Consider the following 21,879-nt stretch of genomic DNA (forward strand, 5'->3'; position numbering starts at 1 on the left):
ATGACGGGCTCGACCTGCCCGGCATCGATCTCGACGCCATTGACGCTGTGCTGGCGCGATCCGACGACGTGCTGGCACAGGTGAGACAGCCGCAACGGTTGGCGAAGCCGGAAGCAGACACGCTGATCCGTGATCCCGACTGCGATGAGGATGACCGGTTTGACGAATGGCGAGCCGTATTGCGGTCGATCAGCGCTCTGCCGCCGGTGCTGCAGGCCTTACTGGCGCTAGATGCCTGGAACGGGTTGGCAGTCTTGCAGTGCACGCCGTGGTTAGGTCGTTTGCTGGCAGCATCCTTACTGCGGCGCCACGGTCTGACCAGCCACGCGCAACAGCTGACCTTCAATACCGACCTGAAAACCGTTCGCATTGAACGGCGGCGGCTGATTGGCCCCCGCGCCTCTTCCAATCTGCCGGGCTTGATTGAACTGGTGCTGGCGAGGCCACTGATGTCGACAGGTCTCATAGCTAAAGAACTTGACATCACATCCCGCGCTGCGCTCCGCCTTGCCGAAGAGCTCATTCTGCGTGAAATGACCGGGAGGGGGAGGTTTTGGGCGTGGGGAATCGCGTAATTTGATAATGGAACTCTTAAAAGGCTGATGGGACGTGATGGCGGACAATTTATGATAATTTTCACAACTATTGGCACTTTGGCCACGGCAATGGTTGCGGGTGCCGTAAGCTATATCGCCGGGTGAAGTATGAATAGCTACGAGTTGAGACTGATTTTGATTGGATGAAAGCATCGTCTTCAATGGTGCTCAACGCGTCCATTCGACCAAATAAGGCCGTCGGAAGGGCGCCTATCCAATCAGATCCTTATATTAACATATTCAAGTCCGAGTTTCTCAGCGCATTCACGCACCGTATTATGGGTGACGATGATCCCAAGGTAAGCCAGCATGTCTTCAACCATGCGAAAACTGAGTGGAAAACGCAAATACAGCCACACAGCTTCGACGGTAATCTTAGCGGGAAACGACGGTGGCGATAAAGCGAGGTGTGTGGTTTGGTGATTATCTCTGGTATCCGCACAAGTTTGCGCCAAAATTTACGTTACATTGCCGAGTTCTGGTCCTCCGTGGTCTTCGCCAACCACAGAGAACCATACCTTATTGAAATCGGTTAACTTAATTTTCGGTTGGAATCTTAGGCTTGTGCGGTCAGCACGACCTCAATCATCGCGCCCCCACCCAGATCGCTGACGCCAACGGTTGCACGTGCTGGCAGGTTATCGCCGAAAAATTCAACCCAGACGGCATCCATTTCCTTTTTCTTCGTCAAATCGGTCACGAAAATGGTCGCAGACAGTGCTTTCGAAACATCCGAGCCTGCTTCATTAAGATAGGCCGCAATCTTGCCGAGAATCGAACGGGTCTGTTCAGCCATGCCGAGGCTGGTGTCATCGGCAACCGTGCCACCAACAAAAACCAATCCGTTGGATGAGACGGCACGATGCATGATCGGGGTGCGGATGTTGCGGGAAATAGTCATAGCTTCCTCTCTTCGATGATGATTAATGATGGAAACGGGACATGGACAGTCCCGAAATATCGGTCGGAGTCCGACCTTCCGTTACCAGTTCGGCCATGACAGCCCCTGCGGCGGGTCCAAGCTGGAAGCCGTGCAGGGAAAAGCCGAACTGATAAAACAGACCTTGATGGCGCGTTGACGGTCCAAATACTGGCAGGTCGTCGGCCATCTTGCCTTCGATGCCAGCCCATGCGCGCACAATGGTCGCCTGGCGCATGATCTCGAACAAATCGAATACTGTGCGCACGCTCTCGCGCAGTTTTCCCCAGTTGAGCAATGTCGTGTTGCTTGCAGGATCGGCGACACCAAGATGACCACCGCCGATCAGCACGGTGCCATTTGCAAACTGCTTGAAGGAAAGCTTGCGGCTGCGCAGGATCACCACCGGATCAATGAAATGCGGCACGCGCGAAGTGATCATCAGCATGGGGGCGACGGCTTTCATCGGCACAGCCTCGCCGAATTGTTCGGCAAAGCCACCACCCCATGCGCCAGCGGCAATAATGAGATTGGGAGCCGTGAATGTCTCGCCGCCCACATCGACATGCCAAAGGCCTTTTTTTTCCGGACATTGCCAGCGCTCGCGCCTTCAATGATCGTTGCCCCTAGTTGTGCAGCGCGCCGACGAAAGGCGCTTGTCGTACGGGCGGGCTGAGCGGCGCCATCACGACGCGAAATGATACCTCCGGTGCAGCTTTCAGCAACCGCAGGCAGAAGCGCACGGATTTCCTCGGCGGAAATCAGCTCTTCGTGGGTGAAACCTTTGGCGTTGAGTTTTGCAACCCGGTCGATACAGGTTTGCAGATCGGCCTGCGTTTCTGCGACCAGCACCTGTCCGTGACTGTCGAAAGCGCAATCATCATCGACCAGATCGCCAATATTTTCCCAAAGCTCCATGGAGCGGATAGAAAGCGGTATTTCGGCAATATCGCGCATGAGCTGGCGTACGCCGCCCGCATTGACGCCAGAGGCATGACGACCGGCATAGTCCTTTTCAATCAGAACGGGTTTAAGCCCCTTCCTCGCGAGGTGCAGCGCGGTTGAACATCCGTGCAACCCGCCGCCGATGATGATGGTGTCGTGAACGATCATTCGCGCACCACCGCTTTATAGGCGATCTCATCAGTGGGGAGATCGGCAAGCTCATTCAGCGCAATCGGCTTGATGGGCGCGCGCAGGCGATAATAACCGATTTTCTGTGGTGTGGTCTTGCATGCCTTAGCCATCAATTCGGTCATGGTCAAACCACAAAGGCGTCCCTGACACGGTCCCATGCCGGTGCGCAGGTAGGCCTTGGCTTGATTGGGACCGCTGGCACCCGTTTCCACCGCTTTCAAAACGTCACGGGCCCGGATTTCCTCGCAACGGCAGACTATTGTATCTCCATCGGGAATACGGAATTGTTCGGCAGGCTTATAGAGAATATCGAGGAAGGCGCGTCCCTTTTCCGCCCTTATCAGAGCTTTGCGCGTTTCATCCATCGTGTGCTGAGATACGCTGATATCTTGGGCTTTGAGCGCACCAAGCGCTGCAATGCGTCCACGCTCAAGCGCTGCCTGAGCGCCGCCAATGCCTGCACCATCACCTGCAATATAAATGCCCGGCAGATTGGTTTGTCCGTTTTCGTCGAGCACGGGACGCCAGCACAATTGCGCATCGTCCCACTCGTGCTTGACACCAGCCGCCATGGCGAGGTTGACATTGGGCACGACGCCCTGATGCAGCAACAAAACATCGGCTGCGAGCGTTTCGAATTTTCCATTTGCCGTATAGCTCACCGAAGCAAGCTGCCCATCGCCAAGCGCTTTGATCGCCGTAACATTATTGACGATAGAGGCTTGTCGCTTAACCTCGCACAGCATTTTGATGCCCTTAGCGAGATAGGGCGATGTCAGAAAGGGAAGCGCTTTTGGCAGGGCTGCGGATAGATTGCCCTTCGGCGTCGTGACCAGAATTCGCTCGATTTTCCCGCCAAGCCGCAATATCTGTGCGGACAAAAGCCAGAGCAAGGGTCCTTGGCCCGCGATGACCAGTTTGCCATCAGGCACGAGGCCCGCATTTTTGATCAGCGTCTGGGCGGCACCTGCCGTCATTACACCGGGCAAGGTCCAGCCGGGAATTGGAAAAGGGCGTTCTTGCGCGCCTGTGGCGATGATCACCTGTCCAGCCTTGACGAAGCATGATCCTCCGCCAATCGAAATCGCCAATTCCAGCGAGGCATCGAGCGACCAGACCGTGGCGCGATGCAGGATTTCAGCACCACTGGCGCGCAGGGCATCGACATGCGACTTTCCCGACCAGTAATCGCTTCCCAAAATGTCAGGCTTTTTGACCGGGGTGGCCATGATCGAGCGCCAGACCTGTCCGCCGGGACCGGCATTTTCATCCAGCATCAGGGTGCGTGCGCCACCCGAGGCGGCAGTGGTTGCGGCGGCAATACCGGCTGGACCTGCGCCAATCACCACGACATCGTAATTTTCATACAAGGGGCGGCTCGTTTGCGGATGGGTCATTTGCCAAGCTCCCTCTTTCCCTTCTGGATTTCGATTTGCATGCCGGAGGCAACGGGCACGAGACAGCCTTGTCGGTTGCCCACGCCATCAATTGTCACAAGGCAGTCGAAGCAGACGCCCATCATGCAATAGGGAAGGCGCGGTGTACCGCTGACGGCTGTGGAACGGCGAGCATCGATCCCTGAAGACAGAAGGGCAGCGGCGACCGTATCGCCTTCATGGGCGATGAATTTATGCCCTTCGATGAAAATTTCTACCGGGGTGCGGTCATCTTTTACTGCGGATTTGTACATGATGGTTCCTGCGGCTTTCAACGCTCAGAGGGTTGCGGGCGCATCGGAGAAACGTTGTGCCGAAAAGGCCGAAACCTTGGCTGGGTCGAGCGCTCCCTGCTTGATCATGGCGGCGATTTCCAGCGCGTGCTGGGAGGCGAGCGTGACACCTGAATGGCAGCAGGTGACGAAGGCTCCCGGACAGGCGCTCGACTGGTCGTAAATGGGAAATCCGTCGCGGGTCATCACGCGGATACCGGCCCAGCTGCGCACGATGTTCAAGGCGCCCAGACGCGGAAATGTGCGGCGGGCACGGTCCGCGATAACCGTACTCACGGGCAGGCGGGCAACACGATCATCAAGATAATCTTCCTTGCTGTCGCCCATCATCACCGTGCCTTCGTCCGTCTGGCGCATAGTGCCGAGCGGGTAATGGAGAAACCGCTCCGTGCGTTCGCTGACCAGTACCTGACCACGGGTCGGGCTCATCGGGGCAAACAGACCGACCTGTGTGGCAAGCTTCTCGTTTTCATTGCCGGCTGCGAGAACGATCTTGCCCGATGTAACAATGCCATTTTTGGTTTTCAGCGTGAATTCGCCACCCTGATGGCGAATTGTTTCAACGCTCTCACCGGGGCGGTAATTGGCCCCGAACAGGCGCAAGCCTTCATGCAGGGCGCGGTAAGTACGTAGTGAATTCACGTGCCCGTCGGCTGGACTATAGCTTGCGCCAACCACATCCGGGCCGATTTCCGGCAGGTGACGCGCCAGTTCCTCGCGCCCGACCAGTTCGATCACGTATCCTTCAGGCGCGCCTTGCGCGAACATATGCGTGCGCAGTCTGGCGCGGTTCTGCATTTCCTTCTCGCTTAGCGCGATGGCAAAACCACCCGGACGCTCATAGCGGACATCAAGTCCGGTCTGTTGTTGCAATTCGTCCGCAAGCTGTGGCCACAAGCGCGACGCATTGAGGCTCCAGCCTGCATATTCGGGCTTGCCAAGACCCTTGCCCTGCACCCAGATAAGGGCAAAATTGGCGCGTGAGGCCCGCTTGGTTATGTCGCCTTCGTCAAGCACGCAAACCTTCTCGCCAAGCCGTGCTAGACCCCAGGCAATGGCAGCACCCAACAGCCCGCCGCCGACGACGGTAACGTCATAATCGGTACGCATCGTTCTTTCCTATCGGTTTTTGTCGCTATGACCGGACAGCATCGCTTCCAGCCCATACAAACGGTCAAGCAGGACCAGCATGATCATCGTGATGGCGATCACCACCGCCGAGACGGATGTGACGAGTGGATCGATATTGTCCTGCACATAAAGGAACATGCGCACGGGCAATGTTTCGGTGCCCGGGGCTGCCAGAAAGACGGTCATGGTCACTTCATCAAAGGACTGGATGAAGGCCAAGGCCCAGCCGCTGATGACGCCCGGCAGGATCAATGGCAGGGTGACCCGCCGGAAAAGCGTCCAGTTATTCGCACCAAGCGAGACGCCAGCCATTTCGATCGAGCGATCCATGCCAACTGCTGCGGCAAGTGTGAGCCTGAGAGCAAAGGGAAACACCACCACGATATGGGCGATCACCAGTGCGGTCATTGTCCCTGAAAGATTACCCATCGAGAAAAAGCGCAGGAATGCGATACCCAGCACGACATGAGGGATCATCAGTGGTGACAAGAACAGCGCCGAAAGAAAGCCGCGTCCGGGGAAATGATAGCGGGCGATGGCCAGTGCCGCGGGGACCGCGACCATGACGGCGATGGTGGATGAAATCATGCCAAGCTTGAGACTGGTCAGGAAGGCGCGGATGAATTCGGGATAGTTAGCGATCTCATAAAACCAGCGCAGCGAGAACGTGCTGGTCGGTAGCGCGAGATAGCCTTCGGGCGTGAAGGCCATCAGGCACACTACGAAGATGGGCGCGGTCATGAAAATCACGAAAAGTGTATGGAAAATCAGTGCTATGGGACCGTTGCGGCTCATTTGAATACCTCCGCGTAACGGCGCTCGATCAGGCTGTTACAGCCGACGATAATGAGAACGATGCCAATCAAAAGCAGCACCGCGACAGTCGCACCGAGCGGCCAGTCGAGCGTGTTAAGAAATTCGTCATAGGCAAGGGTCGAAGCGACTTTCAGGCGTCGCCCGCCAATTATGGCAGGGGTGGCGAAAGCTGAGGCGCTAAGCGCAAAGACAATGATCGAACCCGAAAGAATGCCGGGCATGATCTGGGGAAGGATAACGCGCCGGATAACCGTCATCTGGCCCGCGCCCAGTGACAGGGCCGCGTTTTCAATCTGTGGATCAAGCTTCTGGAGCGTGGTCCAGACCGAAAGAACCATAAAGGGCATCATGACATGGGCCAGCGCGATAACGACGCCGGTCTCAGTGAACATGAAAGGAAGTGGCGCATCGATCACGCCCAGCGACATCAGCGCCTTGTTGGCCACGCCATTATTGCCGCCAAAAAGCAGCGCCCATCCGAGCGTGCGGGCGACGACCGAAAGCAGCAGCGGACCAAGGATGATGAGTAGGAAAAAACCTTTCCAGCGCTTGTTCATGCGGTTGAGAATATAGGCTTCGGGTGCGCCGACAAGGGCTGCGAGCAAGGTCGCAAAAAGCGATATGCGCAAGGTGCGCAGGAACATTTCGCCGAAATAGGAATCGGTCAGGACTTCCTGCCAGTTTTCCAGCGTAAATGTTTCGACGATGCCAGTATACTGGCCCCAGCTGTAAAATGACAGCAAAACTGTCATCACAAGCGGAATGATCACTACGGCGAGAAACAGGATGGTTGCCGGCAGGATAAGCGCGAAGGCAGATTTATAGCTGTTACTTGTTGCCATCATTGACCTCCCACGTAGCGGATGGTCATGTTTGTCTCGTGCCAGTCGAGGTGGACAGTCTGTCCTTCTTCAACGGGCGGCACACCATCATTTTGCCGAATGACCAGTGCTTCGCCTTGTTCGCTCTCGCATTGGTAGAGCCAACTATTGCCCTGAAAAATACGGTTTACAACGCGCGCAGCAAGGCCCTGATCGGCAAAGAAGATTTTTTCGGGTCGGATATTGACGATGACGGAGCCCGTGGGTGCGTTGGCAGAGGCTGGACGTGTTTGCGAGCCACATTGCAAAAGGCCATCGGCAATCTCGCCGCGAAAACTGTTAGTCGTGCCAAGAAATTGCGCGACGAAATGCGTTGCCGGGTATTCATATGCGGCAAGCGGCGTATCGACCTGTTCGATCTGTCCCTTGCTCATGACGACAATGCGGTCCGACAGCGCCATAGCCTCTTGTTGATCATGAGTCACCAGAATGGTTGTGGTGCCGATAGTTCGTTGCAGACGACGCAATTCGATCTGCATTTCCTCGCGCATCTTGGCGTCGAGGTTGGAAAGCGGCTCGTCCAGCAAAAGCAATTCCGGCTTGATAACCAGTGCACGGGCAAGGGCGACACGCTGCTGCTGCCCACCCGACATGCGGCGCGGATGGCGCTCTTCATAACCGGCAAGACCGACCATTTGCAGCGCTTCTTGCACGCGCGTGATGCGCTCCGACTTGGCGACGCCACGCATTTCCAAGCCAAAAGCCACATTTTCCGCAGCCGTCATGTGCGGGAACAGGGCATAGCTTTGAAAGACGATGCCAAGTCCACGCTGAGCCGGTTTGACTTTTGTCAGATCACGACCGTTGAGATGGATGCTGCCTGCGCTCGTATCTAGAAATCCGGCGATCATTTGCAGCGTCGTTGTCTTGCCGCAGCCAGAAGGGCCAAGCAGGGAAATAAACTCGCCCTTTTCGACGGAGAGGGAGAAGTTCTCCACTGCCACCTGATCACCAAAGCGTTTCTGGACGCTTGAGAGTTCAAGAAAACCCATTGCAAAAAATCTCCATTATTGATGGGCAATGCTGAAAAAGTGCTGGCTGGCTCAGCAGGCTCAAAATCCTGCGTTCGCCTTGCTGGCTTCAATCATCAATATGTCTTGAAACAAGCCGCGCCACAGAAACGGGATGACGAGTGCCAAACTTGTATGCCGTCGCCATCTCTTTTCATGCCGATCAGCGTTCGACCTCGCGGTTCCAGCGCTTTGTCCAGATCTCGCGTTCCTTGTTGATGACGGTCCAATCGGCCGTGTAGAGCTTGTCGATCGTCTCACCACTTGGCGTCATATCACGCTCGCTTTCAGGCACTTCGACGGCCTTGTTGGACGGGCCATAACCGTATTCCGTCAACATCAGCTTCTGCACACGAGGTGTGAGCAGTTCCTTGATAAAGGCTTCAGCCATAGGCGATGCGTCAGGCTTGTCGATGGCGCAGGTCGCAGCCAGAAGGGTTACGGCTTTCTCTTTCGGGTAGACAAAAGCAATGGGAAAGCCCGTTTGGGCGAAGGATTTGACTCGGCCGGTTCCCCAGACACCGAGAACGGTTTGTCCCGACTGGAACAACTCCGTCATCTTGCCCGGTGATGGCTCATAAGCCAGAACATTGTCATTGACCTTTTCGATCATGGCATCGAAACCGGGATCGATATTGTTTTCGTCACCACCATTCATTTTGGCAAACATCAAAACTGTGTGCAGTCCATAGCTGTTGTTGATCGGCGGAATGACGATCTTGCCCTTGTATTTTGGATCGGCCAGATCTGCCCAGGATGTGGGCGCGTCCCAGCCTTGCTTGACAAAATAATCCTTGTTGTACATCAGCCCCGTGGCGACGATGCCCACGGCCACAGCCTTGTCTTCTGGAAAACGGGCAACATCGTAGATTTCGCCCGACGGTAGGTTCGACAAAGGCTTGCAGAAACCGAGCTCGATAGCCTGATACATGGGGCCATCATCAAGCAACATTACATCGAAAGGTAGGTTGGAGCGTTGCGCCTGCATCTTGGCGAGCGTGTCGGTGGAATTGCCAGCGATATACTCAACCTTCACCCCGTGCGCTTTTTCAAACGGCGGAATGACTTCTTCGCGCATCGTTTTTTCAAAAGTGCCGCCATAACCGCCAATGATCAACGACTTGGTTTGGGAATAGGCAAAAGTGCTCATTCCACCGATCAGGCAGAGCGCCAGCGCGGTCACTGCGGTGCCTTTTCCGACAACGGTCATGAAGTCCTCCATTTACTGTTTTTCACAATGTTCCCTGATTTTCTTATTTCCTGAATTGACGTCCCATTTGTCAAATGCTTAAAATTTCGCTTTCTATACTCAAATGTTATGAAAGAGCGCGTTTGAACATCAACCATCGCCAAATTGAGGCCTTCCGTTCCGTTATTCTTGCGGGAAGCGTGACCAATGCCGCACAACTCATGCGCATAAGCCAACCGGCCGTCAGCCGACTCTTGCGTGACCTCGCGTCGCATCTGGGGCTTGTCCTTTTTGAAAAACGGGGCTCGGGTCTGGAGCCGACAGCGGCAGCCATCGCACTTTATACCGAGGTCGAGCGGTCCTTTGTAGGACTTGACCGCATTGCGCGTGTCGCGCAGAATATCAGCAAGAGCCAGACTGGCACGCTACGTATTGCCGCCTTGCCCGCACTCATCAATGGCTATTTGCCGCGCTTTGCAGGCGAATATATGGCTGACAGACCCGATGTTTATTTTTCGTTGCAGGGTGTTGTTTCACCGATGGTTCTAGATCTGGTGCTCAACAACCAGTGCGATCTCGGCTTTACCGAAAGCCCGATGACCTCATCGGGACTTGCAACGATCAAATTGCCGCCCGTAGCCCGCGTTGTCGTGATGCCGCAGGGACACCGGCTGGCCGAGCAGCGATCCATCCATGTGCAAGATCTTCAGGGCGAGGATTTCATCGGTTTGTCCGGATCTTCCGTTGCCCGCGCTGCCGTCGATCTAACACTGGATATTCACAACGTCGAAGTGGTCATGCGTGCAGAAACGCCACTGTCGGAAATCGCCTGCGCTCTTGTATCTTCCGGTCTTGGCATCTCGGTTTGCGATCCCTTTACCGCCAAGGAGTTCATGCATCGCGGCGTGGTAGTGCGCCCCCTGACGCCGCGGGTTGATTCTGTCTTCGACGCTATTTTTCCGCCGCACCGAGCGCCCTTGCCGCTTGCTATGGATTTCGTGCGTGTGTTGTCGGAAAGAATTCATGCAGACTATCCACATCAGCCTTAAAAAAAGCAAAATTTGGTACCGTTATCTTAACCCGCGAACGTGCATAATTTTGTCTATGATGCTGATTTTATGCCGACTTCAGGGAGGTGCTTTCACGCCACATATTGGTGGCGGTCTGGCGCAGTCCGCGAGGTTCTGCTGAGGTGAGAAGGTTGCGGGGTGTTGTTACGTTAACTGCCCTGCAGTTGCCTGCGTGACGGGTTGGGTGTAAATTTTGGCGATGCAGACATCATCTCCAAGCGTCATCGTTTTCCGCCACAGATCGTTGCTTATACGGTATGGCTTTATCTGCGGTTCAACCTTAGTCTACGTGGTGTTGTCACGTTAAGTTTCTCTGGCCGGAAAGGTCAGGGCTCGTAGATATTCAAGCGACACAATCCGCAATTTTTCATGCATCGAAAGCTTTGAGGCGAAGCTATCGAATTGTTTGTGCAACTCGGCAGCGGGACGGAACTGAAAAGCAGTTGCGGGTAACTGAGTGCTGGACTTCCCTTGATTTAGTGGAGAGCTTCTGACACTAATTTACGGTTTATCATCTCTAACTTGATCGGCGATTTATACCCAAGTGCAGAATGTCTGCGCACTGGATTATAGAAGCCGTCAATGTATTCGCCAATGGTGTTGATTGCCGCTGAGAACTGCCTGGGGGGCGGACGAAAACTTGGACTATCATGGAGGTAGTTCATGTATTCCTACGAAGACCGGATGCGAGCCGTTACGCTTTATATCAAGCTGGGCAAACGCCCGAAAGCGACTATTCGCCAGTTGGGCTATCCAAGCAAGAATGCTTTGAACGGCTGGTACCTGGAATATGAGCACCATCTTGATCTGCGTTTAGGATTTGCGCCCCGAGCCCCTAAGTTCACACAGGCGCAAAAGGAAGTGGCTGTTGAGCACTACCGCACGCATGGTCGTTGTGTTTCTGCAACGATGCGCGCCTTAGGCTATCCCGGTCGTGCAACGTTGACAGCATGGGTTCGTGAGGCGTTTCCCGAAACTAGTAAAGCTGTCACTGGAAGAACTGGACGTCCACGATACCCTGACGCATTGAAGAAGGCTGGCGTCGTCGGACTTTATAATCGGCAAGAAAGCGCGCAGGCCCTGGCCGAAAAGCTCGGCGTATGCAGACCGACACTGTATAACTGGAAAAACCAGTTACTTGGTCCGGAGGCTCCCGCAATCATGAAACGCAAGAACAACTCACCGCCAGTGCCAGAGCGAAAAGAATTAGAGCGCCAGCTCGAAACACTGCAGCACGATATTCAGAAACTGCAGCTTGAGCACGACCTTTTGAAGAAAGCGACCGAACTCATAAAAAAAGACCTGGGCGTCGATCTGCAACTCCTGAGTAATCGGGAGAAAACGCTGTTGGTTGACGCCCTAAAAGATCTTTATCAACTCTCCGATCTGCTTGCTCAGTTGCGACTGGCGCGCAGTTCATATTTTTATCATCGAGCCCGTATGAGGGTGACCGACAAGTACCTCACTATACGTCAGAACATCACCGAAATCTTCGAAGCCAACCGTCGATGCTATGGCTACCGCAGGCTACAGGCGTCATTGGCCAAACAATGCGTTACAATCTCAGAGAAGGTTGTGCAGCGCTTGATGAAGCAGGAGAACCTGATCGTTGCCACGCCAAAGCGGCGGCGATATCGCTCTTATCTCGGAGAAATCAGTCCGGCGCCTGAGAACCTTATTAATCGCGACTTCCAGGCCTCAGCCTCAAACGAGAAATGGCTGACCGATATCACGGAGTTCCATATCCCGGCTGGCAAAGTGTATCTCTCACCCATCATCGACTGTTTCGATGGTTTGGTTATCAGCTGGTCTATCGGAACGAGACCAGATGCGGAATTGGTCAATATGATGCTTGATGCCGCCATAGAAACTGTCACAGGTAGAGATGAACGACCAATAGTACATTCTGATCGGGGTGCACATTATCGCTGGCCGGGTTGGCTATCGCGGATCAGGGATGCGAAGCTGGTGCGTTCAATGTCCCGCAAGGCTTGCTCCCCAGATAACGCTGCATGCGAAGGTTTCTTTGGCAGGCTAAAAACGGAGTTCTTTTATCCCAGCGATTGGAGGAACACCACACTCGAGCATTTTATCAATGAAGTTGATGGCTACATTCGGTGGTACAACGAGAAACGGATCAAGATATCGCTTGGCGCACGAAGCCCAATCGAATATCGAAACTGTCTTGGCATTGTGACGTAAAAACAGTCCAAGTTTTTATCCGCACCCCCACCGGGTCATGTATGGATACCCCCGGTAATGCAAGTTGGAATTTGGATAATTTAGACGTGTGATCGGGTGCGGTCATGTATCAGGCCTGTTTTGCGGCATTCAAATAACCGCTGGCCGGTATGGAGCTTAGCGGTTCTGGTGCAAAATCACTTCTACGGTCTCTAAGCCCATTGACCCGGATGCGTATCCAGAACCGTTTGCCGATCATTGTCCTTACTATCCGTTGACCTCCTCACACGCCGTCGTTCCGCTCTAACTTGCCGATTTGACTTACGAGACAGTCAGTAGCGGATCTCTATAATCTTCCTTCTTGGTCTGCATTGCCCAAAGGCTGCGGGCCATCTTGTTTGCCAAAGCTATGGCAACGACCATTCTAGGTTTACGTAAAAGCATCGCATGAAGCCACGTTCCAGGTACTGGCGTCTTTTTACTGGCCCAGCGTATTATCGACATGGCACCGATTATGAGCAAACGCCGAATATCACGCTGCCCCATTTTCGATGTACGTCCCAATATCTGCTTTCCGCCACTCGAGTGTTGGCGCGGTACAAGTCCGAGCCATGCAGCAAAATCCCTACTGCGCCTAAAGATAGACAGCGTAGGGGCGAATGCTTCAATGGCCATAGCCGTGATAGGCCCTAGACCGGGCATGGTCATCATACGCGATGAAGCGTCAGACCGTGCGGCTTCTTTCTTTAGGACAGCTTCGAGAGATAAAATCCGCGTCGAAAATGTCTCAATCTGCTCAAGGTAAATGCGTGCCGTTTCCACTATCAGCCCATCTACCGTATCTTCTGCCTGGTCAATAAGTTGCCGGATGCTTGAAAGATTCCACAAGCCTTTTGGCGCGATAAGGCCGTGTTCAGCCAGATGTGCCCGTAAGGCATTTATCGTTTGGGTTCGTTGACGGACAAATAACTCGCGCGTCCGGAAAACCATTGCGCGTGCTTGCTGTTCAGGTGTCTTGGGTTCAACGAAGCGCATCGTTGGACGCGTTGCAGCCTCAGCGATAGCCTCCGCATCAGCAACGTCATTTTTCTGCCGCTTCACAAAGGGCTTTACATAGGCGGGTGGGACCAGCCGGATCTCATGGCCAAACTCACTGATCTCGCGTGCCCAGTAATGGGCCGTTGCACACGCTTCCATGGCGACGATGCAGGGTGGCAGCTTTGAAAAAAATGCTAAAAGTTGTCCGCGTGTTAGTTTCTTACGCAGAACAACGCTGCCGTCAACGCGTGCGCCATGAACCTGAAAAACCTGCTTTGCAAGATCCAGACCGATAATGCTAATCTCTCCCATGGATATCTCCTCTCAAGTGACGTTACCCAACATCACCTTGGCACATTAAGATGCCGTTGGCAGGGGGTATCCACACCATCACTTCTCAGCGGCAATCAACAAACACTTCCTTGATTGCGTACATAGATACCCGGGGCCAATTCACGAATCAAACCTTCATTGATTAGGCTGTAGGGAAAGTCAAAGTCATCAATATATTTAGCAAGAAGTAATTTGGCTACGCTTAGTTGGTATAGAATGGAACGAGCTCGCTTAGCAATTTCCGACTGTAACAACTAACCCAAAATACGTGGCGGTTTGTGCTGCCGATTAATGCCATTCCCTTACCTCGTCCTAAGCGCTAACGTCGCAAGACCCGCATAGTCCAATAGAGTATCACTACAGAAATGCAGCGATCATACTCCCATAGCTAGCCCTCCAGCAAGTTCTTACTTGGTTAATTAAGGGGGTATCTTTTGTGCGCTTCCCCAACCTTTTATAAAGCACTGCTGCTCGTATCCTGACTTAATAGAAGTACACGAAATATTTCTCTGATATTTTAAGTTATCGCCTGCAAATTCCTGATGTTATTTCTAAGCGAAAACTAATACTTTAGTGCGAAATCGTCTCAATTCGAAATGGTCAATTGAGTAGGCAGCTTGGCGTAACTCGATCAGGTCTGCAATAACATCTGCCATTCCGGGACCAATGCCAAATCCATGGCCACTCATTCCGGTTGCGATTGTTAAGCCGCCAATCGGCGCATGATCAACCACCGGTAAGGCATCAGGCATGGTATCGATCATACCGGCCCAGCTTCTTACAATACGTGGCTTGTTTGTTTGAGGGAAAGCCTTTGTGAACTGTTTTAGCACACGGTCGAGTTCTCTCTGGTTTGGTTTGGGATTGAGTATCCTGCACCGTTCGAATGGAGTCTCATCGTTCTGTGACCAGTGTCTTGCTGTTCGCCATGCGTCCGGATAATTCTGCGGGGCAGCAAGTTTAAAACGTGTGCTCGTAAAGTCTTCACGCAATTGCGGTATATAGGCGCAAAAGTTTCTGAAGGCGTCTGGCCCTATGAAGAAGTCATGTGTGGACCATGGCGTTAATGTGTATCCACCATCAGCGCGTCGACGAAACGCTATCTGGTCATCTCCGGCAGCGCCATCATGCAGCGAGTTCATAGGTGCTGTTTGCATTACGGAAGATAGAACAGAAAGCTGCGGGATACGTATGTCATGCCGTTTCAGGAACAGTGTGCTCCAGGCGCCAGCCGCGACAAGAACGCGCTCGCATCTTACATAGCCTTTTTCGGTAACAACGCCCTGCACCTGATTGCTGGTGACATCCAATGTCCGCACCGCACAGTTTTCGCGGATAAGAACGCCATCTTCTGCTGCAACCTCAGCAATTGTTGGAACAGTCAGGAATGGCTCTGCCATTGCATCTGACGGCGTAGTCATCCCCCCTAGCCAGGCCGTACTGTCCGGCACCATAGCTCTGACTTCACGTTGAGACAGCATACGCGTATCAATACCATAGGCACGCGCACCATCAAGCCATTGAGTGAATTCTTCAAGCTTTGTTTGATTGCGCGCCAGATAGGTGATGCCATTCTGACGAAAGCCGATTTTTTCGCGAATTTTCTCGTTAAGGCCTTTCCAGAGATGAATTGCGTTCATCATGATCGGCAACTCTGCGTAATCACGTCCCTGCTGGCGAACCCAGCCCCAGTTGCGGCTCGATTGCTCGCCCGCGATCCTCCCTTTTTCACAAACAAGGACTTTTAATCCTCGCTTTTGAAGTTCCCAGGCTGTCATGATGCCGATTATGCCACCACCAATGATAGTGACATCAACAGCCTCGGGGAGAGGGCCGTCGAATTGCGCTGGATTATTCATACTGATTGGGAAATCGGACATTTAAGTATCAAAATCTCTTGGGACTATAAGGAGCCAGATCGATAGCTGGCGTTTGTTCGCTGATGAGCTCTTTGACGAGTTTGGCTGTTATTGCAGAAAGGGTGACCCCCAAATGCCCGTGGCCAAAGGCGTAAATGACATTCCGGCATTTGCTCGATCTGCCAATGACGGGCAGTGTGTCAGGGGTCGATGGACGGTGTCCCATCCATTCAGTGGCGGGTTTCCATGACTTGAGAGCCGGCACGACTTCAATTGCTTTTGGCAGCAGACTACGAATGCGTTTGTAATTCGGCTGCGCTCTAAGGCCTGCGAGTTCATCGCCGCTTACCAGCCGCAAACCGTCATGCATTGGTGATAGAACAAACCCCTTGCCGGGTAAGACCACCGGTCCGCGCAGCAATGTCTCCGACCCTGGACCAAAACTGATATGGTATCCACGTTCGCTTTCGAGTGAGACACGATCACCGAGCTGTTTGGTCAGTGCGGTGGACCATGCACCCGATGCGATGACGATACGATCAAAGCGCTTGTTCAGGGTTTCTGAATTCAGCAGCACGCCGTGTTCCGACGGTCGAACCGAGGTAATAGTGTCACGAATGAACGCCGCGCCAAACTTCTGAGCCGTTTCCAGATAGATCTGAGCAAGCTTTTGCGGAAAACGGACATTACCAGCATTTGGCTGATAGAGGCCTTTGTAACAGGATGCCGGATCAAGTGCAGGTTCAAGGTCCAGAAGTGCTGAGCGATCGAGAACTGTATGAACGACATCATGACGGCTCATAAGCCGACGCTCCAGAGTCGAACCTTCGAAATCCTTGCTGTCACTATAGATTTTCAGCCAGCCTTCTTGCGTGAGCATGTCGCTTGCTGAGGCAATTGCAGCAAGTTCCCGATGTGCTATCAGCGATTCTGAAACAAGCGGATGCATTGCTGCAGCAATTCGATCGACAGCTTTCGTTTTACCAGCTGTAATAAAACGTCTTATCCACGGCAATGCTGCGATTGCATGATGAAGCCGCAGGACTGCTGGTGAATTGCGGTTGAACATATAGCTGGGCAAAGATCTGATAACCGCGGGTGTCGCTGTCGGTGTTATTGACCCTGTGACAATGGCTCCCGCATTACCGTAGGATGTTCCGGTGCCGGGCTCTTCATTGCCGAATATGGTGACACTATAGCCAGCTTTGCTGAGTGCAAGAGCCGTGCTGCAGCCAACAATTCCAGCGCCAATGATGGCAACAGAAAGCCGCTCACCGCTTTTTTGACGATGCTCCATGATAATCAATCTATCTTAATTGCGTGACTAACCGGGTCGCGTCAGTGGTGGAGAACTTTACTCAGGAAGTCGCGTGTACGCTCATTCTGAGGGTTTCTGAAGAAGTTCTCTGGCTCACCGCTTTCAAGGATTGCCCCACGATCCATGAAGACAACACGATCAGCAACGCTTCTGGCGAAGCCCATTTCATGGGTGACCACCATCATCGTCATGCCTTCTTTGGCGAGATTAACCATAACATCGAGCACTTCATTGATCATCTCCGGATCCAGTGCCGAGGTGGGTTCATCAAACAACATAATTCTTGGCTGCATACAAAGAGAACGTGCAATAGCCACACGCTGCTGCTGACCACCAGACAGCTGGCTTGGGTAATTGTTCATACGATCAGCGAGGCCGACTTTAGCTAGCAGTTCTTTGCCCCGCTTTTCCGCCTCAGCTTTTGATAATCCCCGCACATGAATAGGCGCAAGTGTTACATTCTCCAGCGCAGTCTTATGGGGGTAGAGATTGAATTGCTGGAAAACAAATCCGACTTCCATTCGCAATTCACGCAAGGCTGCATTCTTCGCGCTGAGATCAATGCCATCAACGATCAGTTTGCCTGACTGGAAGGCTTCCAATCCATTAACGCATCGGATCAGCGTGCTTTTACCAGAACCGGAAGGACCGCAAACGACGACGACTTCGCCTTTGCTGACTGTCAGATCAATATTGTTAAGCACGTGAAGCGCGCTGCCGAACCATTTGTTCAGACCCTGAAATTCAATCATTAGACCTGTCCAGTTACAAAATAGGAGACTGAGTGCCGCGCTCTATACGGCGCGAGAGATAAATCATCGGATAGCAGACGATGAAGTAGCCGATGCCAACGACGCCAAAGACGAGCAGTCCATTGGGGATGTTCTGAACGATCATCCATCCTGAGCGTGTAAGATCCATAATCCCGATGGCCGAAACCACGGAGGAATCTTTCACCAGCAGAATGAACTGTCCCACCAGAGATGGTCTTACAATGCGTAATGCCTGTGGCATGACAATCAATCGAAGCTGTTGCGAATAGGTGAAGCCTGACGCGATCGCCGCTTCTGTCTGCCCGCGTGGAACAGCTTTAATGCCGGAGGCAATAATTTCGCCGATAAAGCAGGCTGACAGGTTGGAAAGCGCGATCACTCCAGCATTAAAGGCCGACAGCTCGATGCCGATTGATGGCAGAATGAAGAAACAGATGAAGACCTGTACCAGAAACGGCGTGCCGCGAAACAGATCAATATAGAGCCCTGTTATGCCCGAAAGCCATCGATTGCCGCTCGCGCGAAGCACGCCAAAAATTAGGCCGACAATGACCCCAATGATCAGAGAGAGCAAAGATAGCGAAACGGTCATTCCGAGGCCCTTCAAAAGAATGGGCCAGAAATTCCACAAGCGTTCGACTTGAAACCAAAACATATGCGTCCCCTGTTATCTTTCCGGCATGCGGTTGAAGCGCGACCATGTTCCGGCAAGTGCTTTAAGGAGATAATAAATCAGCAGAAATCCGGCGGCGGTTGCAGCAAAACCCTCGACAGGCATGAAGCGATCAAGCGCGATTTGCTGACCGACACGGGTGAGCTCAACAACAGAAATCAGCGAGAGAAGCGAGGAGTCTTTCACCAGCACGATTGCCTGACCGATCATCGGTGAAATCGTTGGCCGGACCGCCTGAGGAAGGACAACGAGTCTCATCCGTTGCAGATAGGTAAAGCCGGAGCTTAGAGCAGCTTCAAACTGTCCACGCGGTATAGAGAGAATGCCCGAGCGAATAATCTCAGCCACATATGCTCCCGAGTTCAGTGAAAGAGCTATAATGCCAATCACCATTTCGGGAAGGAGTATGCCAAGACGCGGCAGGCCAAAATACAGGAAGTAGAGCTGTGCAAGCAGAGGTGTCGCGCGGATAAGATCGATATAGGCAATGCTGATCCTGCGCAGCCAGCGCACAGGCTGAATGCTTAAAGCACAAGCGACGATGCCGATGATCAACGCGCCGGTAAACCCTGCGGCGGACAACATCAATGTATTCAGAAAACCCTGCCAGAGTTCAGGCAGATATTCCGATATGACTCTTATGTTCAGATTGCCAAACATGGTTCACCGGTAACATTCGGATTTTGATCGAAAGTGCAGGATGAATGGGGCCTGCACCTTCATTGATATTAGTGATCAGCCTGCCACTTGTTCGAATTGACCCAGTAATCGAGGTTTTCTTTTAAGCGACCATCGAGCTTGATGTTGTCAAGGAACAGGTTTGTCCAGATCATCAGATCCTGCGAGTCGTATCTGACGGCATAGGCAAGAGGTTCTGAGCTGAGCATTTCAGAAAATACTTCAAACGTACCTTCTGGGTAGTTCTGAACCTGTGCAGCAACAGCTGTGTTATCATTCACGCCGCACTGGGCCTGACCGGATGCAACCGCATCAAGCACCACTGTTCCACCACCCTTGAACGCCTTGACGGTGGCTTCAGGGAAAAACTTAGGCATGTTCTTTTCGGCAGTTGATCCGAGGATGACCGCAATAGTCGTTCCTGGCTTTTTGCAGTCTTCAACGCTCTTGAAGTCACCACCAGCAGCAGTGAAAGCGACTGAACCGACGTGAATCCATGGCTGGGTAAAAGCTACCTTCGTTGCGCGGCTCATGGTGGCTGTCATATCGGCTGCCAGAATGTCAGCTTTGCCTGAAAGCAGCGCCGGAATAAGGCCATCCCAATCGAAATCAAGATATGTAACCTTGACGCCCATTTCCTTGGCCATAAGCTCGGTCAGGGCGATCGCGCTGCCTGCACGGGTGCCATTCTTGTCCATAAAGGAATAAGGAGGGCCCTGCGTTTGAACAGCGACGCGCAACTCGCCGCGGGCAATAATATCGTCAAGCGTTCCCGCATAGGCAGGTGTGGTCTGCGCCGCAGCCCCCACCAGTGCAATAAACATAGCTGACGTCATAAGCGCATTGATTTTTTTCATCATTTCTTGAGTTCTCCCTCATTTGAGCAACAGTAGTCCGTGTCCGCGCAAGGCGGCCAATTAGAATGGTCATTTTGTTGTTAGGTTAAGGAGCGGGTTTGTCGCTCTCTTCATCTTCCCATACGCCGCGTGGCAAACTCAGCCATTTGTTATGGGCTTTCATGACAACAAAAGTTTCGCTGCCCTGAATGACACCGGGTTCAGCCAGGCCGGGGAGCAGTTCGCTCGTCACCCGGTATAGTTCTTCCATGTCGCCTTCAAACAGCACTTCGCACAGAAGGTCGTACCGGCCAGTTACAATGCTGACCGATGTCACAAATGGCAGTTCGGACATTTTTCGGGCAATTTCATTCAGGCGTCCATGCCCATTGGCATGAATGCCTAAAATCGCAACGATAAGCTCAGGTCGCTCCGAGACATTAACAACGCCCGCTATCCGGAATAGTTTATTTTCGATCAGGTTTTTGAGGCGCGCACGGATGGTTGGCGGGCTAAGCTCCAGACGTTCAGCAATCTGATTGGCGCCATCGCGTGCATCATCTGACAGAAGCTTAACAAGCTTCCGATCAATTTTATCTAAAAGTGCACGCATTTTGTTGCCCCTTATTATTATTATGAATCATTGATATTTCAATATTGCGCATCTCGTCAACTTAAATTTTGCATTTGGAAAAAATGAAGGAAAATTATTTCTATTTGATGGCTTTATGGTTCTTTAGATTGACTTTTAGCAAAACGACCATAAGTTTTTAGAATAAGCGAATGCACACGCTGGAGATAGCGCATCCTTGTGCGCAATGGATTTAGTTGAACTGTTTCGAGGCGTTTTTTACGTCAAATGGGCGAATTGTAGAGCGTGGGGTCTTTTTGTTTGAGGTACCAAACTAGCGTCTGGCGGACAAAGGATACTCGATGGTTACGAAGGGCACTGTTACGTTAACCTGAGCAAGTCCGCAATTTTGTCTATGACGCTGAAATTATGCAGCTTTCAGGCATGCGATTTCACGCCACATGTTTGTGGCGGTCTGACGCAGCTCGCGATGGTCTGCTGAGGAGAGAAGGTTGCGGGGAAAGTAGTGGAGATTGTAGACCGGGTCGTGAATGGATGTGAAGCGTTGCACGTGTCGCGCTGATTTAAAGCGCTTCATGACCCGCTCTCGTCGTGGGATGGGCTGGTGCGAATTCTCAGCGCGGTTGTTCAAGCCTTTGTGCTGACGATGCTCGCAAACGCTCATCCCCAGTTCTCGTTTGGCAGCACCATAAGATCTCAGCTTATCGCTGACCATGACGCGGGCTGAACAGCCCTGGCCGCGTAGAAGTTTACGCATGAAACGCTTGGCGGCCTTGGTGTTACGGCGCTTCTGAACAAGAACATCGAGTACAAAGCCATCCTGATCAACGGCGCGCCACAGAAAATGCTTCTCACCCTTGATCGTGATGACCATTTCATCAAGGTGCCATTTATCATCAAGACGTGGGGTACGGCGACGGATCGTATTGGCATATTCACGTCCAAACTTCTCCGCCCATTCATGCGCCGTCTTGTGGGTGACGATGATCCCACGGTAAGCCAGCATATCTTCGACCATGCGAAAGCTAAGAGGAAAGCGATAATACAGCCATACCGCCTCCGCGATAATCTCAGCAGGGAAACGATGGCGGTGATAAAGTGAGGAACGAGTTTCGATCAT

General features: G+C 52.8%; 20 protein-coding genes and 3 pseudogenes. 4 read left to right on the forward strand and 19 right to left on the reverse strand.

Features of this window, described 5'->3' with window-relative positions:
• Positions 1 to 98: 98 nt before the first annotated feature.
• Positions 99 to 575, forward strand: coding sequence for a DUF1612 domain-containing protein (locus RI570_RS19880; RefSeq protein ID WP_313830553.1), 477 nt, complete (start codon positions 99 to 101; stop codon positions 573 to 575).
• A 251-nt stretch (positions 576 to 826) separates the two neighbouring features.
• On the opposite strand, the pseudogene RI570_RS21730 reads toward RI570_RS19880, so the two are convergent.
• From RI570_RS21730 to RI570_RS19925, 10 genes and pseudogenes are all read right to left on the reverse strand, one after another.
• Positions 827 to 970, reverse strand: a pseudogene (locus RI570_RS21730) (IS6 family transposase); the annotation flags it as partial.
• A gap of 182 nt (positions 971 to 1,152) precedes the next feature.
• On the reverse strand, positions 1,153 to 1,497 hold the full coding sequence (locus RI570_RS19885) for a RidA family protein (RefSeq protein WP_313830555.1): 345 nt from the start codon (positions 1,495 to 1,497) through the stop codon (positions 1,153 to 1,155).
• 22 nt (positions 1,498 to 1,519) lie between these two features.
• A pseudogene (locus RI570_RS19890) lies at positions 1,520 to 2,628 on the reverse strand (NAD(P)/FAD-dependent oxidoreductase).
• Positions 2,625 to 4,049 carry an NAD(P)/FAD-dependent oxidoreductase gene (locus RI570_RS19895; RefSeq protein ID WP_313830557.1) on the reverse strand — a complete coding sequence of 475 codons (1,425 nt, stop codon included), beginning with the start codon at positions 4,047 to 4,049 and terminating at the stop codon, positions 2,625 to 2,627. Before RI570_RS19895 ends, RI570_RS19890 begins: the two are co-directional and overlap by 4 nt.
• Complete coding sequence (locus RI570_RS19900; protein ID WP_109989833.1) at positions 4,046 to 4,342, reverse strand: (2Fe-2S)-binding protein; 297 nt, start codon at positions 4,340 to 4,342, stop codon at positions 4,046 to 4,048. The genes RI570_RS19895 and RI570_RS19900 overlap by 4 nt, the downstream gene beginning before the upstream one ends.
• Positions 4,343 to 4,366: 24 nt before the next feature.
• Positions 4,367 to 5,491: an FAD-dependent oxidoreductase gene (locus RI570_RS19905; protein ID WP_313830558.1), complete on the reverse strand. Its 1,125-nt coding sequence runs from the start codon at positions 5,489 to 5,491 to the stop codon at positions 4,367 to 4,369.
• Positions 5,492 to 5,500: 9 nt separating this feature from the next.
• Entirely contained in the window at positions 5,501 to 6,307 is an 807-nt protein-coding gene (locus tag RI570_RS19910; RefSeq protein WP_313830560.1) for an ABC transporter permease, read from the reverse strand.
• Positions 6,304 to 7,170 carry an ABC transporter permease gene (locus tag RI570_RS19915; protein ID WP_313830562.1) on the reverse strand — a complete coding sequence of 289 codons (867 nt, stop codon included), beginning with the start codon at positions 7,168 to 7,170 and terminating at the stop codon, positions 6,304 to 6,306. The genes RI570_RS19910 and RI570_RS19915 overlap by 4 nt, the downstream gene beginning before the upstream one ends.
• Positions 7,170 to 8,201 carry an ABC transporter ATP-binding protein gene (locus RI570_RS19920; RefSeq protein WP_313830563.1) on the reverse strand — a complete coding sequence of 344 codons (1,032 nt, stop codon included), beginning with the start codon at positions 8,199 to 8,201 and terminating at the stop codon, positions 7,170 to 7,172. Before RI570_RS19920 ends, RI570_RS19915 begins: the two co-directional genes overlap by 1 nt.
• 181 nt (positions 8,202 to 8,382) lie before the next feature.
• Complete coding sequence (locus tag RI570_RS19925; RefSeq protein WP_313830564.1) at positions 8,383 to 9,429, reverse strand: ABC transporter substrate-binding protein; 1,047 nt, start codon at positions 9,427 to 9,429, stop codon at positions 8,383 to 8,385.
• A 74-nt stretch (positions 9,430 to 9,503) separates the two neighbouring features.
• On the opposite strand from RI570_RS19925, the gene RI570_RS19930 reads away from it, so the two are divergent.
• From RI570_RS19930 to RI570_RS19945, 3 genes and pseudogenes are all read left to right on the forward strand, one after another.
• The gene (locus RI570_RS19930; protein ID WP_409558711.1) at positions 9,504 to 10,457 is read left to right on the forward strand and encodes a LysR substrate-binding domain-containing protein; all 954 of its coding nucleotides are present in this window, start codon (positions 9,504 to 9,506) and stop codon (positions 10,455 to 10,457) included.
• Positions 10,458 to 10,658: 201 nt separating this feature from the next.
• Positions 10,659 to 10,775 (forward strand): annotated as a pseudogene (locus RI570_RS19935) (IS6 family transposase); the annotation flags it as partial.
• Positions 10,776 to 11,141: 366 nt separating this feature from the next.
• On the forward strand, positions 11,142 to 12,680 hold the full coding sequence (locus RI570_RS19945) for an IS3 family transposase (RefSeq protein ID WP_313830566.1): 1,539 nt from the start codon (positions 11,142 to 11,144) through the stop codon (positions 12,678 to 12,680).
• 300 nt (positions 12,681 to 12,980) lie between these two features.
• On the opposite strand, the gene RI570_RS19950 is transcribed toward RI570_RS19945, so the two are convergent.
• The 9 genes from RI570_RS19950 to RI570_RS19995 form a co-directional block, all read right to left on the reverse strand.
• Positions 12,981 to 14,009 (reverse strand): IS110 family transposase, encoded by a 1,029-nt coding sequence (locus tag RI570_RS19950; protein ID WP_313830567.1) that lies wholly within the window; start codon positions 14,007 to 14,009, stop codon positions 12,981 to 12,983.
• Positions 14,010 to 14,581: 572 nt separating this feature from the next.
• Positions 14,582 to 15,910, reverse strand: coding sequence for an FAD-dependent oxidoreductase (locus RI570_RS19960; RefSeq protein WP_313830568.1), 1,329 nt, complete (start codon positions 15,908 to 15,910; stop codon positions 14,582 to 14,584).
• A 7-nt stretch (positions 15,911 to 15,917) separates the two neighbouring features.
• A complete protein-coding gene (locus RI570_RS19965) occupies positions 15,918 to 17,186 on the reverse strand; it encodes an FAD-binding oxidoreductase (RefSeq protein WP_313830569.1) in 1,269 nt (422 codons plus the stop codon).
• Between the two features lie 41 nt (positions 17,187 to 17,227).
• Positions 17,228 to 17,959, reverse strand: a complete 732-nt coding sequence (locus tag RI570_RS19970; protein WP_313830571.1) for an amino acid ABC transporter ATP-binding protein — start codon at positions 17,957 to 17,959, stop codon at positions 17,228 to 17,230.
• A 13-nt stretch (positions 17,960 to 17,972) separates the two neighbouring features.
• On the reverse strand, positions 17,973 to 18,635 hold the full coding sequence (locus RI570_RS19975) for an amino acid ABC transporter permease (RefSeq protein ID WP_094574829.1): 663 nt from the start codon (positions 18,633 to 18,635) through the stop codon (positions 17,973 to 17,975).
• Positions 18,636 to 18,647: 12 nt separating this feature from the next.
• Positions 18,648 to 19,313, reverse strand: coding sequence for an amino acid ABC transporter permease (locus RI570_RS19980; RefSeq protein WP_313830574.1), 666 nt, complete (start codon positions 19,311 to 19,313; stop codon positions 18,648 to 18,650).
• A gap of 68 nt (positions 19,314 to 19,381) precedes the next feature.
• Positions 19,382 to 20,191, reverse strand: a complete 810-nt coding sequence (locus tag RI570_RS19985; RefSeq protein ID WP_313830576.1) for an ABC transporter substrate-binding protein — start codon at positions 20,189 to 20,191, stop codon at positions 19,382 to 19,384.
• An 82-nt stretch (positions 20,192 to 20,273) separates the two neighbouring features.
• Entirely contained in the window at positions 20,274 to 20,780 is a 507-nt protein-coding gene (locus RI570_RS19990) for an Lrp/AsnC family transcriptional regulator (protein WP_313830578.1), read from the reverse strand.
• A 385-nt stretch (positions 20,781 to 21,165) separates the two neighbouring features.
• Positions 21,166 to 21,879 (reverse strand): IS6 family transposase, encoded by a 714-nt coding sequence (locus RI570_RS19995; RefSeq protein ID WP_313830580.1) that lies wholly within the window; start codon positions 21,877 to 21,879, stop codon positions 21,166 to 21,168.

The organism is Brucella pseudogrignonensis, from assembly GCF_032190615.1.
Taxonomy (GTDB): Bacteria; Pseudomonadota; Alphaproteobacteria; order Rhizobiales; family Rhizobiaceae; genus Brucella; species Brucella pseudogrignonensis_B.

Bases quoted from the DNA above. Each gene is read 5' to 3' on its own strand.
- RI570_RS19985 (WP_313830576.1), bottom strand. From the start codon at position 20,191: ATGATGAAAAAAATCAATGCGCTTATGACGTCAGCTATGTTTATTGCA.
- RI570_RS19920 (WP_313830563.1), bottom strand. From the start codon at position 8,201: ATGGGTTTTCTTGAACTCTCAAGCGTCCAGAAACGCTTTGGTGATCAG.
- RI570_RS19950 (WP_313830567.1), bottom strand. From the start codon at position 14,009: ATGGGAGAGATTAGCATTATCGGTCTGGATCTTGCAAAGCAGGTTTTT.
- RI570_RS19945 (WP_313830566.1), top strand. From the start codon at position 11,142: ATGTATTCCTACGAAGACCGGATGCGAGCCGTTACGCTTTATATCAAG.
- RI570_RS19930 (WP_409558711.1), top strand. From the start codon at position 9,504: ATGCTTAAAATTTCGCTTTCTATACTCAAATGTTATGAAAGAGCGCGT.
- RI570_RS19960 (WP_313830568.1), bottom strand. From the start codon at position 15,910: ATGTCCGATTTCCCAATCAGTATGAATAATCCAGCGCAATTCGACGGC.
- RI570_RS19915 (WP_313830562.1), bottom strand. From the start codon at position 7,170: ATGGCAACAAGTAACAGCTATAAATCTGCCTTCGCGCTTATCCTGCCG.
- RI570_RS19990 (WP_313830578.1), bottom strand. From the start codon at position 20,780: ATGCGTGCACTTTTAGATAAAATTGATCGGAAGCTTGTTAAGCTTCTG.
- RI570_RS19895 (WP_313830557.1), bottom strand. From the start codon at position 4,049: ATGACCCATCCGCAAACGAGCCGCCCCTTGTATGAAAATTACGATGTC.
- RI570_RS19980 (WP_313830574.1), bottom strand. From the start codon at position 19,313: ATGTTTGGCAATCTGAACATAAGAGTCATATCGGAATATCTGCCTGAA.
- RI570_RS19965 (WP_313830569.1), bottom strand. From the start codon at position 17,186: ATGGAGCATCGTCAAAAAAGCGGTGAGCGGCTTTCTGTTGCCATCATT.
- RI570_RS19885 (WP_313830555.1), bottom strand. From the start codon at position 1,497: ATGACTATTTCCCGCAACATCCGCACCCCGATCATGCATCGTGCCGTC.
- RI570_RS19970 (WP_313830571.1), bottom strand. From the start codon at position 17,959: ATGATTGAATTTCAGGGTCTGAACAAATGGTTCGGCAGCGCGCTTCAC.
- RI570_RS19905 (WP_313830558.1), bottom strand. From the start codon at position 5,491: ATGCGTACCGATTATGACGTTACCGTCGTCGGCGGCGGGCTGTTGGGT.
- RI570_RS19900 (WP_109989833.1), bottom strand. From the start codon at position 4,342: ATGTACAAATCCGCAGTAAAAGATGACCGCACCCCGGTAGAAATTTTC.
- RI570_RS19910 (WP_313830560.1), bottom strand. From the start codon at position 6,307: ATGAGCCGCAACGGTCCCATAGCACTGATTTTCCATACACTTTTCGTG.
- RI570_RS19995 (WP_313830580.1), bottom strand. From the start codon at position 21,879: ATGATCGAAACTCGTTCCTCACTTTATCACCGCCATCGTTTCCCTGCT.
- RI570_RS19975 (WP_094574829.1), bottom strand. From the start codon at position 18,635: ATGTTTTGGTTTCAAGTCGAACGCTTGTGGAATTTCTGGCCCATTCTT.
- RI570_RS19925 (WP_313830564.1), bottom strand. From the start codon at position 9,429: ATGACCGTTGTCGGAAAAGGCACCGCAGTGACCGCGCTGGCGCTCTGC.